Source organism: Massilia sp. Leaf139 (genome assembly GCF_001424165.1).
GTDB lineage: Bacteria > Pseudomonadota > Gammaproteobacteria > Burkholderiales > Burkholderiaceae_D > Telluria.
The window spans coordinates 553,726-569,843 of record NZ_LMOJ01000025.1; the positions used below are offsets into that span (position 1 = coordinate 553,726).

Genomic DNA, 16,118 nt, shown 5'->3' on the forward strand with positions numbered 1-16,118 from the left:
CAGAACGGCGGGCACGTCCGGCGCCCCGCACGACGTTGGTAGACTGCAATCTTTTGTTGGGCTAGAATCAACAGCTTGGTAGTACTGAATTAGATTCAAGGCTTTTTGTGCGGTAGCGGTATTCGATTAAAAATTTTGCGATTCCCACCATGAAAAAACTTTTGGCAGTACTCGTTCTGGCAGCCACTGCCGGCTCCGCAGGTGCAGCGGACGTCGTCGGCAATCCGAAGGCGGCGCAGAGCAAGATCGAAATGTGCATCGGTTGCCACGGCATCCCCGGCTACAAGGCCAGCTTCCCCGAGGTCTACCAGGTGCCGATGATCGGCGGCCAGTCGGCCAAGTACATCGAAGCCGCACTGCACGCCTACAAGAAGGGCGACCGCAAGCATCCGTCGATGCGCGGCATCGCCACCAGCCTGTCGGATCAGGACATCGCCGACGTCGCCGCCTATTATTCGCAGCAGAACGCCCAGAGCCGCAAGTAAGGAACCACGCCATGAAAAAAACGATCATCGCGCTGGTTCTCGGCGCCGTTTCCCTTGCCGCTACGTCCGCGTTCGCAGCCGACATCAAGCGCGGCGAGGAGCTGACCAAGAAGTACAACTGCGCCTCCTGCCACGGCGCCGACTATAATAAGCCGATCGACCCGAGCTATCCGAAGCTGGCCGGCCAGCACGCCGACTACATCGCGCACGCCCTGGCGGCCTATAAACGCGGCGGCGACAAGGCCAACGGCCGCGCCAACCCGATCATGGCCGGCTTCGCCAAGCCGCTGTCGAACCAGGACATGGCCGACATCGGCGCCTATCTGCACAGCCTGCCGTCGCAGCTGGTGGTGCGCAAGTAAGCCGTTGAGAGTCCGTCCGGTTCGCGCCGGACACTGAACACTATTCGGATCCCCCGGATGCCGCCGCCAGGCGCATCCGGGGGATTTTATTTTTTGTGGAGCTTTTATCTTGCAGTCCGCCTATCTGAAAACCAATCTGCTCAGCGGCCTCACCGTCGCCCTGGCGCTGGTGCCCGAAGCGATCGCCTTTGCGCTGGTCGCCCACGTGTCGCCGCTCACCGGCCTGTACGCGGCGGTGCTGGTGTCCTTCATCACCTCGGCCTTCGGCGGACGGCCCGGCATGATCTCGGGCGCGGCCGGCGCGCTGGCCGTCGTCATGGTGGCGCTGGTGGTCGAGCACGGCGTGCAGTACCTGTTCGCCGCCATCGTGCTGATGGGCGTGCTGCAGATCCTGTTCGCGCTGGCGCGGCTCGGCAAATTCATCCGCATGGTGCCGTATCCGGTCATGCTCGGCTTCGTCAACGGCTTGGCCCTGGTGATCTTCATCGCCCAGTTCGGCCACTTCAAAGTGGACGGGCAGTGGATGGCGGGCGCCGAACTGTTCACGATGCTGGGGCTGGTGGCCGCGACCATGGCCGTCATCTACCTGACCCCGCGCATCACGAAAGCGGTGCCGGCGACCCTGGCCGGCATCCTGGTGGTGACCGGCGTGGCCGCGCTGCTGGGCATCGAATCGAAGACCGTGGGCGACCTCGGTGCGATTGGCGGCGGCCTGCCCAGCTTCGCGGTGCCAAACGTGCCCTTCAACCTGGAGACCCTGCGCATCGTGTTCCCCTACGCGCTGGTGCTGGCCGGGGTCGGCCTGATCGAGTCGCTGCTGACCCTGACCCTGGTCGACGAGATCACGGACACGCGCGGCCAGCCGAACCGCGAATGCATGGCGCAGGGCGCGGCCAACGTGGTGACGGCCTTCTTCGGCGGCATGGGCGGCTGCGCCATGATCGGGCAATCGATGATCAACGTGAACAACGGCGCCTACGGCCGCCTGTCGGGCATCGCCGCTTCCCTGTTCCTGCTCTCCTTCATCCTGTTCGGCTCGCACTGGATCGAGCAGATTCCGCTGGCCGCGCTGATCGGGGTGATGTTCGTGGTCTGCGAAAAGACCTTCGAGTGGGGGACGTTCCGCATGATCGGCAAGGTGCCGCGCGCCGACACGCTGGTGGTCGTGCTGGTGGCGGCGATCACCCTGGTCTTCGACCTGGCAGTGGCCGTGCTGGTCGGCGTGATCGTCTCGGCCCTGGTCTTCGCCTGGCAGCACGCCAAGCAGGTGCGGGCGAGTACCAAGGTCGATGCCCAGGGCTGGAAGGTGTATGAGGTGGAAGGGACGCTGTTCTTCGCCTCGGTCGCGCCGTTCAACGCGCTGTTCGCGCCGAAGGAGGATCCGCAGGACGTGGTGCTCGAATTCCGCCGCGCGCGCGTGGCCGACCATTCGGCGATCCAGGCGATCGACGCCCTGGCCGAGCGCTATCGGGCACTCGGCAAGCGCCTGCACCTGCGCCACCTCAGTCCCGACTGCCGCGAGCTGCTGGAGCAGGCCCGCGACATGATCGAGGTGAACGTGCTGGAAGACCCGCGCTACCGGGTCGCGGACGACAAGCTGGGTTGATCAGTCGCCCAGGCTGGCGAAGCTCTGCCCGGTGTCGGCGCAGCTGGTTTTCAGCTGCGCGTCGGTCGCCCTGGCCGGCTCGGCCTGGCCGTGTGCGCGCTGCCAGTCGCCGATCGAGGACAGCGCGGAGCAATAGCGCTCCTTGCCCTGCCTGCTTCCCTTGTCATGGTCGGCCGCCTGCGCCAGCAGCTTGTCGGCCGCGAGCGTGCCCAAGTAAAAATCGGCGACCGGCTTCGGCCATTCGTTCTTTTCGCTGCGCGCAAAGGCGGCGGCCAGTTCGGTCTTCGCCAGCTCGGCCTGGCCGGTCTTGACGCGGGCGATGTAGAGCGTCAGGGCGGCATCGCGTTCGGCGGGCAGCTTGTCGAGAGCGGCGCGCAGGCGCGGGATGGCGGCCGCATACTCGCGGCGCGCGACCATGCGTTCGCCGGAGCGCAGCATGGCGTGCGGGCTGCCGCCGGCGGCCGCCTTTTCCAGCCAGCTGGCCGCCAGTTCGGCGTCGCGCGTCACGCCCTTGCCGCGGCTGTAGGCGGAGGCCAGGGCCAGCTGGGCATCGGGGTTGCCGCCATTGGCTTCGGCCACGACCCAGGGCTCGAGCTTCGTGCCCTGGCTGAAGGGGTCGCCGCCGACATAGGAAAAATACAGCTTGTTCTGGCTCATCGCGAACAGCACGCGGTGGGCGCGCAGGAAGTCGGCGCCGAGCGTCACGTCAGCGCCGCCCATGCCCGAGTTCTCCACGGCGATGTCGGCGTTCTGCACGACTTCGTCGCCGATCTGGAAGCTCTTGACGGTCGCCAGCCAGCGCGAGGTCGTATAGCTGCCCACGCCGACCAGATCCACGCCGCGCTTGACGTCGGGCGTGTCGTAGGCGATGCCGGCGCGCCTGGCGCCGTCGGTGCTGATCAGGCTGACGACGGCGCCGGTGTCGATCATCGCTTCCAGTTCGACGCCGTTGATCTTGACGGCGAAATGCGGATTCATGTGGTGCTGGTTGTGGCGGCGCAGCGGAATGTCCTGCGCGTTCCCGCCCCAGTAGCCGAGGAAGGTATTGCCGCATTTTTCGGGGACGAAGAAGGTCAGCTCCTTGGTCGCCAGCGAGAGTTCCATGTCGGTCTGGAACAGGGCCGGCGCGCCCAGGATGCCCTCGTACGATGGGCTGTCGCCGAAGGTGCCCAGCACCGGCATGCTGCTGCGCCCCGCGCGGATCGGACCGACGGTGAACTCCTCGACCTTCGTCGCGTAGATCGGCGAGGTGCCGCCGATGCCGGTCGCGCGCTCGCCGGTATCGTAGAGCCGCAGGCCGCGCCGTTCGGTGCCGGTGCGGGTCATGACGGTCGCGTAGGCGCCCGTGTCGACCAGCAGCTCGGCCGGCGTGCCGTTGATCGTGCCCTGGGTCGTGATGGCCAGGCCCGGGCCGCTGTAGCGCAAGGCCAGCTTGCCGATCGGCGTGTAGCTGCACTTGGCCGGCTCGGCCGCTGCATGGGCGAGGGGGAACAGGGCGCAGCTGGCGCCGACAATCAGGCGCGTGAGCGCGCGGCAAGGGATCGGGTTCATGCTTTAAATTCTAAAAGAAAAATTTGATTTAAAGCAATCTATTTTGACAACAATTCGGAGGCTCTTGCGATCCGGAACACGATACAAAAAATGCGGCCTCGGCCGCATTTCTGTATCAAGTTCGGGGGCGCTCAGCGCGTCGCGCGTCGCCGCACGCACTCGATATACGCCTCGGTATCGGGCGGGACGCCGTTGCGCTGCGATTTCCAGATCATCTCGCCCAGGCATTCCATGATCTCGTGGTCGGCATCGTGCTTGCCGATGCGGGCGACCAGCAGGTCGTGCGCCGCCTTGATGCCGCGCGGCTGGTCGATCGACACCTGCTCGGCGATCGACAGGTGCATCGACAGGTGCAGAAACGGATTCGGCTGGCCGCCCTCGACCGAATAGTCGCGCGCGACGGCTTCGTCGGCGTCCATCAGGGCGTCGTGGTATTCGGGATGCTGGACGATCCAGTCGGCGGCGATGGCGTCCATCGGCGTGAGGACTTCGCCGGCGCGCTGCTTGCGCCAGGCTTCGCAGAAGAAGCGGCGCACGTCGTGCGAGGAGGGTGTGAACATGGGAAGTGGCAGAACGGTGAAGTGGCCGTCATTGTAGCGCGCGTTGCGAAAGCGCGCGCGCTGGAGGGCATTCCGTCTCGAACCGGGCTGCGAGCGCGCCGGCCTGGCCGGTGTCGCCGTGTGCATCGTACCAATCCGCCATGGCCGACAGCGCCTCGCAGGTATGTTCCCGTGCGCGCTCGCCGCTGGCGGCCGCCCCGTTCAACAAGGCCTCGGCGGTGATCTTGCCGAGATAAAAATCGGTGACCGGCGCAGGCCAGGTTTTGGCCGGGTTACGCGCGCGATGGGCGGCCAGTTCGCTCCCGGCCAGCTCTAGCTGCTTGCTGCGCACGCGGCCCAGATACAGCCAGTGCGCGGCCGTGTGAAGCGAGGGCAGCTTGTCGGCCGCATGGCGCAGGCGCACGAGGCCCTGTTCCAGGAACCCTTGCTGGATCAGTGCATGCCCGGTGGTCATCGTTGCCAGCGGATTGGCGCCAAGGGCAGCCTGTTCGAGCCAGCCGGAGGCCCGCGCCGCATCCTCGGGCGTGCCTTCGCCGCTCATCGCCATGTGGGACGCGAGCATTTGCGCATCGTGGTTGCCCGCCTCGGCTTCCGCGACGATCCACCGTTCGAGCTTGCTGCGCTGGCCGAAGGGTTCGCCGCCGATATAGGACAGATAGATTTTTCGCTGGCTCATGGCGATCAGCACGCGGTGGGCGCGCAGGAAATCGGCGCCGAGCAGGATATCGACATGGCCGTCCCAGTCGATCACGCCGACCTGCGCGTTGCGCACGACTTCATCGCCGATCTGGAAGGTGGCGAAACTGGTGCTCCAGCGCGCCACGCGGCCGGCGCCGATGCCGATGCTGTCGTGCACCCGGGTCACGCCCGGTGCGTTCAGTTGCAGGCCGGCGCGCCGGGCGGCGGCCAGGCCGATGACGGTGCTGCCCGACCCGGTGTCGATCATGGCGCGCATCTTCTTGCCGTTGACGAGGACGGTGAACTGGGGATTCGGGCTCGGATCGTTACTTGCCTCGAACGGGATCTGCATGGCCGCCTCGTCCCAATAGGCCAGCGATGCGCCGCCGCAGTGCGAGGGCTGGAAGAAGCGCAGCGTTTTATCCGCCACCGACAGTTCCATGTCGGCCTGCAGCAGGAAAGGCGCGCCGATCAGCGCATCGTAGTCGGGCGCCTGGCCGAACTCGGCCAGCATCGGCATCCAGCGCCGGCCGGTTTGCAGCGGGCCGGCCGTGAGTGCATCCACCTGGGCCAGGTAGATGGGAGTCTCCCCGCCGATGCCTTTCGCGGAATGGCCGGTGGCGCGCATGGGCAGTTTGCGGCGCGCGGCGCCGGTGCCGGTCAGTACCGTGTCGAAGGCGCCGGTATCGACCAGGATGGTGGCCGGGGTGCCATTGATGCTGCCTGCGGTGCTCAAGGCCAGTTCCGCGCCGCTGTACTGCAAGCGGAGCAAACCGACCTGGGTGTAACGGCAGGCCGGTGCATCGGCCTGTGCCTGGACGGCAAAGGGAAAGAGGAGGGCGCAGAGGGCAAGCGCGGCGCGCGGATGCGGGCGGCTCATGTTCCGCTCTCGCTCCGTCCGCACCCGGCCCTGAACTGCTCCGACAAGGCCTTGGCGCGCGCCAGGTCGCCGTGGACATGGTGCCACTCCGACATCCTCGTCAGCGCTTCGCAGGTGCGCGCTTTGGCCGTCGCGGACTGGGCCGCCGCTGTTTTCAGCAAGGCTTCCTCGCCCATTTTGCCGAGGTAGAAATCGGCGACCGGTTCCGGCCAGGCCTTGTCCTCGTTGCGCGCGAAATGGGCCGCCAGTTCGGTCTTGGCCAGCTCAAGCTGCTTGCTGCGCACGCGCGCGATATAGAGCCACAATGCGGCGTCGTGGTTCGACGGCAGCTTGTCGAGCGCGCTGCGGATGCGCGCGGCGCCATCCTCGGGAAAACCCTTCAGCATCATTTCGCGTCCGGAGATGATGTTCGCTTGCGGGTTGCCGGCGCGCGCCGCCTTCTCCAGCCAGCTGGCGGCAAGGGCCCGATCCTGGGGCACGATTTTCCCGGCCCGGTAGATCTGGGCCAGCACCATCTGGGCGTCGCCATTGCCGGCGTCGGCCTCCTGCTGCAGCCACGGCTCGAGCTTGCGGCGCTGGCCGAAGGGATCGCCGCCGATATACGACAGGTAGATCTTCTGCTGGCTCATCGCGAACAGGACGCGGTGGGCGCGCAGGAAGTCGGCGCCCAGCAGGATGTCGACTCCGCCGTCCCAATCGAGGACGCCGATCTCCGCATTCTTCACGGTTTCTTCGGCAATCTGGAAGGTCTCGACGGTGGCGCTCCAGTGCGCCACGCGCTCGGCGCCGATGCCGGCGCTGTCGCCCAAACGGGTCGCGCCCGATCCATCGAGCTTCAGGCCGGCGCGCTCGGCCGCTTTGCGCCCGATGACCGTACTGGCGGCGCCGGTATCGATCATCGCCCGCATCTTCTTGCCGTTGATCAGAACCGTAAACTGCGGGTTCGGACTGCGGCCGCTGTTGCCCTCGAACGGAATCTCCATTGCCGCCTCGTCCCAGTAGGCAAGGAAGCGGTCGCTGCAACCCGTCGGGCGGAAAAAGCGCAGTTCCTTGGTCGCCAGCGACAATTCCATGTCGGCCTGGAGCAGGAAGGGCGCGCCGATGATTGCGTCGAACGAGGGCGCGAAGCCGAAGTCGGCCAGCACCGGCAGCCAGGTGCGGCCGCTTTTGGTCGGGCCGGCCGAGATCTCGTCGACCCGCGCCTGGTAGATGGTGGCGGAGCCGCCGATCCCGCGCGCGTAGTGGCCCGTGGCGCGCATGAACAGCTTGCGGCGCTCGGTGCCGGTCTTGGTCAGCACGGTGTCGAAGGCGCCGGTATCGACCAGCATCGTGGCCGGCGTGCCGTTGATGCTGCCTTCGGTGGTCAGCGCCAGGCCGGGGCCGGTGTAGCGCAGCGGCAGCGAACCGACTTCGGCGTAGCGGCACTTCGGTACATCGGCCTGGCCCTGGGCGGCAAAGGGGAAAAGGAGGGCGCAGAAGGCAAGCGTGGCGCGTGGAGAGAGGCGTGCCATGATCACACTCCGCCCGCGCCGCTGCCCGGCCGGCCGCATCCTGCCTTGAACTGCTCGGACAAAGTCCGCGCACGCGCCAGGTCGCCGTGGACATTGTGCCACTCCGACATCCGCGTCAGCGCTTCGCAGGTGCGCGTTTTGGCGGTCGCGGCCTGCGCCGCCGCTGCTTTCAGCACGGCTTCCTCGCTGCGTTTGCCGAGGTAGAAATCGGCGAGCGGCATGGGCCAGGCATTGTCCTTGTTGTGCGCGAAGCTGGCGGCCAGTTCGGTGCCGGCCAATTCAGGCTGCTTGCTGCGCACGCGCGCGAGGTAGAGCCACAGCGCGGCCTCGCCGTCGGCCGGCAGCTTGTCGAGCGCCGTGCGCAGGCGCGCCGCCCCCTCGGCCGGGAAGCCTTCGAGCATCAGGCGGCGCCCCGTGCGCCGGTTGGCCGCGGCGCTGCCCGCCTTGGCCGCCTTGTCCATCCAGCTGCCGCCGAGCGTCGGATTGCGCGCCACACCGGCACCGTCCAGGTAGGCGAGGGCCAGGCGGAACTGGGCATCGGGATTGCCGGCCTCGGCTTCCTGCACGATCCAGGGTTCGAGCGTGCGGCCCTGGCTGAACGTTTCGCCGCCGACATGCGACAGGTAGAGCTTGCGCTGGCCCATGGCGAACAGCACGCGGTGGCTGCGCAGGAAGTCGGTGCCGAGCAGGACGTCGACGTGGCCGTCCCAGTCGATCACGCCCACTTCCGCGTTGAGCACGGTTTCATCGCCGATCTGGAAGGTGTCGAAGCTGGTCACCCAGCGCGCGACATGCTTGCTGCCGAAGCCGCCGCTGTCCGCTACCCGGGTCACGCCCGGCGCGTCCAGTTTCAAGCCGGCGCGCTGCGCCGCTTTCAGGCCGATGAGGGTGCTGCGGGTGCCGCTGTCGATCATCGCCCGCATCTTCTGGCCGTTGACCAGGATCGTAAAGCGCGGGTTCGGATCGGCCTTGCTGCTGGCCTCGAAGGGGATGACCATGGCCGCGGGATCCCAGTAGGCGAGATGGCGCTCGGCGCAACCAGTGGGACGGAAGAAGCGCAGTTCCTTGGTCGCCAGCGACAGTTCCATGTCCGCCTGCAGGAGGAAGCGCGAGGCCACGATCGCATCGAAGGCGGGCGTGCCGCCGAATTCGGTCACCACCGACACCGTGGCGCTGCCCGTCTTGACCGGGCCGGCGGAAAGGGAATCGACCTGCGCCGTGTAGATGGCCGCCTCGCCGCCGACGCCGTGCAGCGTCTGGCTGGTGGAACGCAAGGGTAGCTTGTGGCGGGCGACGCCGTTGCTGCTCAGTACTACGTCGGGCGAGCCGGTGTCGACCAGCATGGTGGCCGGCGTGCCGTTGATGCTGCCGTCGGTCATGACGTGCAGACCGGGGCCGGCGTAGCGCAGCGGCAAGGCACCGACTTCGGTATAGCGGCAAGCCGCCATATCGGCTTGGGCCTGGGCGGCGAACGGGAGGAGGGCGCAGAGGGCGAGCGCGGCGCGTGAGTAGGATCGGAGCATGTTCCGATTCTACGAGAATAATTTTCTATCTTGCAACTTTTTAATTGTTGCAGTTGTAACGAAGTGGTGGGGCCGCGACGAAAAAAAAGCAAGCGCACCGGATACGCGGCAGGCTTGCTTTCGACAGGTTTTTTACGACCCGCTTTACTTGTCCGGCGCGAGCATCAACTGCGCTTCGCCGCTCGCCACCGGCGCCTTGGCGGCAGACTTGCTGCCCGCCGAGCTGCTGGTGGTGCGCGGCTGGCGCAGGTAACGCGCGCTGTGGCGGCGCTCGCCATGGCCGCCGTTGGGCGGCATGGTGAGAAAACGCGACAGCTCCTGCAAGGCCCGCTGGTAGACATCGCGCTTGAATTCGATGACCACGTCCAGCGGCACCCAATAGTCGTGCCAGCGCCAGGCGTCGAACTCCGGATGGTCGGTCAGGCGCAGATTCACGTCGTTGTCGCGCGCAACCATGCGCAACAGGAACCAGATCTGCTTCTGGCCGCGGTAATGCCCGCGGATCTCGCGCTTGATGAAATGATCCGGCACCTCGTAGCGCAGCCAGTCGCGGGTACGGCCCACAATCTTGACGTGCTCCTGGCGCAAACCGATTTCTTCCTCGAGCTCGCGGTACATCGCCTGTTCCGGCGTCTCGCCGTATTTGATACCTCCTTGCGGAAATTGCCATGAGTGCTCGCGCACCCGCTTGCCCCACCACACCTCGTTATTGGCGTTCAGCAGGATGATGCCGACGTTGGGGCGGAACCCTTCCCGATCGAGCATAAGACACCTCGAAACTTTCTGCCGGCTTCTGTGTCCCTTACATTTTTACCTACAAATCCACACGTCAGCTTCCCTCGTGCACGACGAAAACGGCGGACGCTGCGTGTTCCGGACCCATTTGTACAAAGATTGGACGCATCAGCCAGCTAATCCTTTAAAATTAGGTCGATTATAACTCTCTCTTTTTAAAAAGAATTCATCGATATGCGCGCCTCACGATTTTTTATTTCTACGCTTAAAGAAGCGCCGTCCGACGCCGAGATCGTCAGCCACCAGCTCATGATGCGCGCCGGGATGATCAAGCGCCTCGGTTCCGGTATCTATACGTACATGCCGGTCGGCTTGCGCGTGATCCGCAAGGTCGAGGCCATCATCCGCGAAGAAATGAACAAGTCGGGCGCCCTCGAACTGCTGATGCCGGTCGTGCAGCCGGCCGAACTGTGGCAGGAAACCGGCCGCTGGGACAAGATGGGTGCTGAACTCATGCGCGTCAAGGATCGCCACGGCCGCGAGTTCGCCATCCAGCCGACTTCGGAAGAAGTCGTCACCGATGTGGTGCGCAGCGAGATCAAATCCTACCGCCAGCTGCCGCTGAATTTTTACCACATCCAGACCAAGTTCCGCGACGAGCGCCGTCCGCGCTTCGGCCTGATGCGCGGCCGCGAATTCACGATGAAGGATGCCTATTCCTTCGACCGCGACCTGGAAGGCATGCAGAAGTCCTACCAGATCATGTTCGACGCCTATGTCCGCATCTTCAACCGTTTTGGTTTGAAATTCCGCGCGGTGGCGGCCGATAACGGCGCCATCGGCGGCACCGGCTCGCATGAATTCCACGTGATCGCCAGCACCGGCGAAGACGCGCTGGTCTATTGCCCGGATTCGGATTTCGCCGCCAACATGGAAGCGGCCGAGGCGCTGGCCATCGGCGAGCGCGCGGCACCCGCCGAGGAAATGAAAAAGGTGCCGACGCCTGGCAAGACCAAGTGCGAAAGCGTGGCCGAGCTGCTGAACCTGCCGCTGTCGCGCACCGTCAAGACGATCGCGCTGACGGTCGAGCAGGAAGAAGAGGGCAAGGTCTCGAAACAGTACTTCATGCTGCTGCTGCGCGGCGACCACGAGCTGAACGAAGTCAAGGTCGGCAAGGTGGCCGGCCTGGCGAATCACCGCTTCTCGACCGAAGCCGAGATCCAGGAAGTCTACGGCACCGTGCCGGGCTACCTGGGCCCGGTCGCGCCAAAGCAGCCGGTGACCATCGTTGCCGACCGCACGGTCGCCAACATGGGCGATTTCGTCTGCGGCGCGAATGAGGTCGACGCCCACCTGACGGGCGTGAACTGGGGCCGCGACCTGCCGGAACCGATCGTTGCCGACCTGCGCAACGTGGTCGAGGGCGACGCTTCGCCGGACGGCAAGGGCGTGCTCGCCATCGAGCGCGGCATCGAAGTCGGCCACGTGTTCCAGCTCGGCACCGCCTACTCGGAAAAGATGGGCGCGACCTTCCTGGACGAGAACGGCAAGCCGGCGCCGCTGCAGATGGGCTGCTACGGCATCGGCGTGACCCGCATCCTGGGCGCGGCGATCGAGCAGAACTTCGACGACAAGGGCATCGTCTGGCCGGACGCGCTGGCGCCGTTCCAGCTCGTGCTGTGCCCGATGGGCATGGATCGCAGCGAGATGGTCAAGACCCAGGTCGAGCAGCTCTACGCCGACCTGCAGGCGGCCGGCGTGGATGTCATCGTCGACGACCGTGGCCTGCGTCCGGGCGCGATGTTCGCCGACTGGGAGCTGATCGGCGTGCCGCACCGCGTCGTCATCGGCGAGCGCGGCCTCAAGGAAGGCAACCTGGAATACCAGGGCCGCCGCGACAGCGAAGCGACCGCCGTGCCGGTGGCGGAGATGGTCGGCTTCATCAAGGGCAAGCTGGGCCAGTGATGCCGATGCGGGGACATGGCCGGGTCGCAGCCTGGCTGGGCGGCCTGCTGTGCGCCGCCGCGCTTGCCGGCGGGCCGGCGCACGCCGGCAACCAGAAGGAAGAGGCGCTGGCCGACTCCGTGCGCCTGGCCCTGTCGAACGCGATCGCCGACACCCGCCCACCGAAGCCCACCTTCCGCGACGAGGCGGCGCGGGTGCGCTACCAGGCCTGGTTCGGCGAGATGTCGGCGCGCCTCAAAAAGCGCCTGCCGGACGACCAGTCGCGCACCGAGTTCCTCGAATCGGTCTGGTACGAATCGACCCGCGCCGGACTCGACCCGGGCCTGGTGCTGGGCCTGATCCAGGTCGAATCGGCCTACCGCAAGTACGCCGTCTCGATCGTCGGCGCGCGCGGCTACATGCAGGTGATGCCCTTCTGGACGAAGGTCATCGGCGACAGCGACCGCCGCAAACTCTTCCACATGCAGACGAACCTGCGCTACGGCTGCGCCATCCTGCGCATGTACATCGACATGGAACGCGGCAACCTGTATCTGGCGCTGGGCCGCTATAACGGCAGCCGCGGCAAGCCGCAGTATCCGAACGCGGTGCTGGCGGCGTGGAAGCGGTGGGAGTTCAATCCGGTGGCGGTCGCGTCGCGGTAGTTCAACCGGTCTTTGAAACTTCGCGACATTTCAAACGTGCGCTGAACGCGTGGGCGGAAACCCGCCTACCTTACAAAACCCTAACATATCAACTTCACCACGCTCCTTGCTGCCGGTGTAGACTCCACCCTTTCCCCGCTCCACACTCCATCATGCGAATGAACACTCTCGCCGCCGCGTGCCTGCTTTCGGCGCTTGCCGGTTGCGCCTCGACCGGCCCGGCCGCAACGGGCACCCGTCCAGCCGTCGCCGGACAAGCGAAAAACATCATCTTCTTCCTCGGCGACGGCATGGGCATCAACACCCTGACCGCGGCCCGCATCTACGCCGTCGGCGAAGACGGCGAGCTCGCCATCGACACGCTGCCCGAATCGGCCTTCGTGAAAACCTTCTCGAACGACGCGCAAGTCACCGACAGCGCCGCCTCGATGTCGGCCTACATGACCGGCGTAAAACAGAACAATGGCGTGATCTCGATGTCGACCGACACCCGCTCGATCGCGCCAGCCACGGAAGGCAAGCGGACCGTCAGCCGCTGCAACAACGGCCACGCCGTGCCGACCCTGGCCGAGCTGGCAAAAGCGCGCGGCATGGCCGCCGGCGTCGTCACCACCACCAGCGTCACCGACGCCACGCCCGCCGCGACCTATGCCCACGCCTGCCACCGCAAGCTCGAGGAAGACATCGCGGCGGCCCTGGTGCCAGGCGGCGCCGGCTACAACAAGGCGCTCGGCGCAACCGGCCTCGATCTGGTCTTCGGCGGCGGCGCCCAGCAATTCACGCCGCTGGACGCCGGCGGCAAGCGCGGCGACGGCCGCAACCTGCTCACCGAACTGCAGGGCAAGGGCTGGCGCGTGGCATCGAACACGGCGCAGCTGCAGGCGCTGGCCGCCAACAGCCAGCCGGCCATCGGCCTGTTCGCGCAAAACCATTTTAAATACGAAGCCGCGCGCGACCCGGCGCAGCAGCCGGCGCTGTCCGAGATGACGGCGAAAGCGATCGACATCCTGGCGAACAATCCGAATGGTTTCTTCCTGATGGTCGAGGGCGGCCTGATCGACCACGGCCTGCACGCCACGCTGGCCAAGCGCGCGCTGCAGGAGACGGTCGGCTACAACGCCGCCATCAAGACCGCGCTCGACAAGATGAACAGGCTCGATCCGGGCCTGAAGAATACCCTGATCGTCGCCACCGCCGACCATGACCACACCCTGCTGATCAACGGCTATTCGCCGCGCACCGGCAAGACCACGCCGACCAATGCCGGCGTGCTGGGCCTGGTGCGCAGCCTGCCGGACGGGAAAGTCCGCCTGGACAAGGACGGCGCGCCGTTCACGATCCTGGGCTTCGGCACGGGCGAGCACCGCATCCAGGGCAGCCGCAAGGACGTGAAGCTCACCGACGAGATCGCGGCCGGCGACGACTACCATCAGGAAGCCGTGGTGCGCACCAAGACCGGCGCCGAGACCCATGGCGGCGCCGACGTCTATCTGGGCGCGGCCGGCGCCAATGCCGAGCTGTTCCGCGGGACGATCGACAACACCCGCGTTTTCGAACTGATCAAGACCGCGGCGGGATTATGAGCGCCGCACGAAAGCAAGCAATGACCAGAACCCTCCTTTCCACGCTGCTGCTGGCAGCCTGCTGCGGCGCCGCGACCGCGCAGACCGCAAACACCATGCGCCTGGCGCCGAAGGCGCAAGCCAAGAACATCATCTTCTTCCTCGGCGACGGCATGGGCCCGACCACGATCACGGCCGCGCGCATCTTCAAGGCCGGCGAAGACGGCTTGCTCGATTTCGAACGGCTCGATCGCACCGCGCGCATCAAGACCTATTCGGCCGACGCCCAGGTGACCGACAGCGCGCCCTCGATGGGCGCCTACATGACGGGCGTGAAGATCAACAACGACGTCATCTCGCTGAAGGACGCGAAACCGGTCGCACCGGGAAAGGACGGCAACGGTAATCCAAGCATTGACCGCTGCGGCACCGGTAACGGCACGGCGCCGATGACGATCCTGGAACTGGCCAAGGCGGCCGGCAAGTCGGTCGGCGCGATCACGACGACCGAGCTGACGCACGCCACGCCGGCCTCGACCTTCTCGCACGTCTGCGACCGCGACATGGCCTACAACATCGCCGAGCAGCTCGTGCCCGGCGGCGCCGGTTTCAACCCGCGCCTGAAGGACGGCGTCGACGTCCTGATGGGCGGCGGGCGCAACCACTTCACGCCGTATGAGGCCAAGCGCAATCCGAAGGGCCGCGGCGACGGGCGCGACCTGGTGGCCGAGCTGGAAAAGCAGGGCTATTTCATCGCCAATACGCGCGCCGACATGGCCTCGGGCCGCCCCGGCCAGAAATTCCTCGGCCTGTACAGCGCCGAGAGCCATCTCGACTACGCCTCCAAACGCCGTCCCGAGCAGCCGACGCTGGCCGAGATGACGGCCAAGTCGATCGAACTTCTGTCCACCAATCCGAAAGGCTTCTTCCTGATGGTCGAAGGCGGCAAGATCGACCACGCGCTGCACGATACGAATGCGCGCAATGCCCTGATCGAGACGGTGGCGTTCGACGAGGCGATCCAGACCGCGGTGGAGCGCATGCGCGCCATCGATCCGGGCCTGGACAACACCCTGATCGTCGTCACCGCCGATCACGACCACACGATGGTCTTGAACGGCTACCCGAAGCGCGGCAACCCGGTACTCGACATCGTGCGCGGCTACCGCGACGGCGAGCCGACGCGCGACGCCGACGGCAAGACCTACACCACCCTCGTCTTCGGCAACGGCCCGAACCGCCCGGACGTGCGCGCCGATGTCGACAGCGCCAAGGCGCTGGCCGCGGACTACCACCAGGAGACGGGCGTGAAGTGGTCGAGCGAATCGCACGGCGGCGGCGACGTCAAGCTGTATGCCGCCGGCGCCGGCTCGGCGCCCTTCCGCGGCACGATCGAGAACACGCATGTGTTCACGCTGATGAAGGCGGCGGCGGGCTTGTGATGAACCGTAGGGTGGGCGCCCTGTGCCCACCAGAAGCATAGGTCTCGCTTGCGCATCGCTCGGTGGGCACGGGGCGCCCACCCTACAAATGCAAACCCCATTTAAAACAAAAAGCCCCGATCGTGAGATCGGGGCTTTTTAAACATCCGGCCAGAAGGCCAGGTATTCTTATTTCAGGTGATTCGAAATCAGCTTGGTCATTTCGAACATCGAGACCTGGGCCTTGCCACCGAAGACGGCTTTCAGCTTGTCGTCGGCGTTGATCATCTGGCGGTTGTCCGCAGCCTGCAGATCCGCTTTCTTGATGTATTCCCAGACTTTCTTCGTCACCTCGGTGCGTGGCAGCGGCTTGTTGCCGACCACTGCAGCCAGTTCGGCCGACGGCGTCAGTTCTTTCATGAACGCGGCGTTTGGCTTGCGTGCGGCGGCCGGTTTCTTGGCGGCTGCTGCTTTCGGTGCTGCTTCCTTGGCAGGAGCTGCTGCCTTCTTCGCTGCAGGCTTGGCCGCGGCGGCCGGCTTCGCGGCTGCCTTTTTTGCAGGCGCTGCTGGGGATTTCTTGGCTGTTGCCATCTTCGAGCCTCCTAATATGAGAAATTGCGCAATACATCGCACGG

Annotated in this window: 14 protein-coding genes; 7 read left to right on the forward strand and 7 right to left on the reverse strand. The window is 65.9% G+C overall.

All coding sequences use genetic code 11. The features are described from left to right. Positions 1-149: 149 nt before the first annotated feature. From ASF77_RS20280 to ASF77_RS20290, 3 genes are all read left to right on the forward strand, one after another. Complete coding sequence (locus tag ASF77_RS20280) at positions 150-485, forward strand: cytochrome c (protein WP_056343620.1); 336 nt, start codon at positions 150-152, stop codon at positions 483-485. 11 nt (positions 486-496) lie between these two features. Next, on the forward strand, positions 497-847 hold the full coding sequence (locus ASF77_RS20285; protein WP_056343625.1) for a cytochrome c: 351 nt from the start codon (positions 497-499) through the stop codon (positions 845-847). A gap of 109 nt (positions 848-956) precedes the next feature. Further along, a complete protein-coding gene (locus tag ASF77_RS20290) occupies positions 957-2,453 on the forward strand; it encodes a SulP family inorganic anion transporter (protein WP_229445517.1) in 1,497 nt (498 codons plus the stop codon). Here ASF77_RS20290 and ASF77_RS20295 read toward each other — a convergent pair whose 3' ends face one another. From ASF77_RS20295 to ASF77_RS20320, 6 genes are all read right to left on the reverse strand, one after another. Further along, complete coding sequence (locus tag ASF77_RS20295) at positions 2,454-4,004, reverse strand: retroviral-like aspartic protease family protein (protein ID WP_056343630.1); 1,551 nt, start codon at positions 4,002-4,004, stop codon at positions 2,454-2,456. A 131-nt stretch (positions 4,005-4,135) separates the two neighbouring features. Beyond that, positions 4,136-4,564, reverse strand: a complete 429-nt coding sequence (locus tag ASF77_RS20300; protein WP_056343631.1) for a DUF1841 family protein — start codon at positions 4,562-4,564, stop codon at positions 4,136-4,138. Positions 4,565-4,592: 28 nt separating this feature from the next. Next, the gene (locus ASF77_RS20305) at positions 4,593-6,122 is read right to left on the reverse strand and encodes a retroviral-like aspartic protease family protein (RefSeq protein WP_056343634.1); all 1,530 of its coding nucleotides are present in this window, start codon (positions 6,120-6,122) and stop codon (positions 4,593-4,595) included. Next, complete coding sequence (locus ASF77_RS20310; RefSeq protein ID WP_056343638.1) at positions 6,119-7,633, reverse strand: aspartyl protease family protein; 1,515 nt, start codon at positions 7,631-7,633, stop codon at positions 6,119-6,121. Before ASF77_RS20310 ends, ASF77_RS20305 begins: the two co-directional genes overlap by 4 nt. A gap of 2 nt (positions 7,634-7,635) precedes the next feature. Continuing rightward, positions 7,636-9,156, reverse strand: a complete 1,521-nt coding sequence (locus tag ASF77_RS20315; protein ID WP_082493929.1) for a retroviral-like aspartic protease family protein — start codon at positions 9,154-9,156, stop codon at positions 7,636-7,638. 144 nt (positions 9,157-9,300) lie between these two features. Then, on the reverse strand, positions 9,301-9,921 hold the full coding sequence (locus ASF77_RS20320) for an RNA pyrophosphohydrolase (protein ID WP_056343643.1): 621 nt from the start codon (positions 9,919-9,921) through the stop codon (positions 9,301-9,303). Between the two features lie 204 nt (positions 9,922-10,125). Between ASF77_RS20320 and ASF77_RS20325 the strand changes: the two genes are divergently transcribed. The 4 genes from ASF77_RS20325 (at position 10,126) to ASF77_RS20340 (ending at position 15,504) form a co-directional block, all read left to right on the forward strand. Beyond that, positions 10,126-11,856 (forward strand): proline--tRNA ligase, encoded by a 1,731-nt coding sequence (locus ASF77_RS20325; RefSeq protein WP_056343646.1) that lies wholly within the window; start codon positions 10,126-10,128, stop codon positions 11,854-11,856. Then, entirely contained in the window at positions 11,856-12,500 is a 645-nt protein-coding gene (locus ASF77_RS20330) for a lytic transglycosylase domain-containing protein (protein WP_373961958.1), read from the forward strand. Before ASF77_RS20325 ends, ASF77_RS20330 begins: the two co-directional genes overlap by 1 nt. A 152-nt stretch (positions 12,501-12,652) precedes the next feature. Beyond that, a complete protein-coding gene (locus ASF77_RS20335; RefSeq protein WP_082493930.1) occupies positions 12,653-14,083 on the forward strand; it encodes an alkaline phosphatase in 1,431 nt (476 codons plus the stop codon). A 20-nt stretch (positions 14,084-14,103) separates the two neighbouring features. Continuing rightward, complete coding sequence (locus ASF77_RS20340) at positions 14,104-15,504, forward strand: alkaline phosphatase (RefSeq protein WP_056343652.1); 1,401 nt, start codon at positions 14,104-14,106, stop codon at positions 15,502-15,504. A 168-nt stretch (positions 15,505-15,672) separates the two neighbouring features. Here ASF77_RS20340 and ASF77_RS20345 read toward each other — a convergent pair whose 3' ends face one another. Continuing rightward, positions 15,673-16,074, reverse strand: coding sequence for an SWIB/MDM2 domain-containing protein (locus ASF77_RS20345; protein WP_056343657.1), 402 nt, complete (start codon positions 16,072-16,074; stop codon positions 15,673-15,675). Positions 16,075-16,118: the final 44 nt, after the last annotated feature.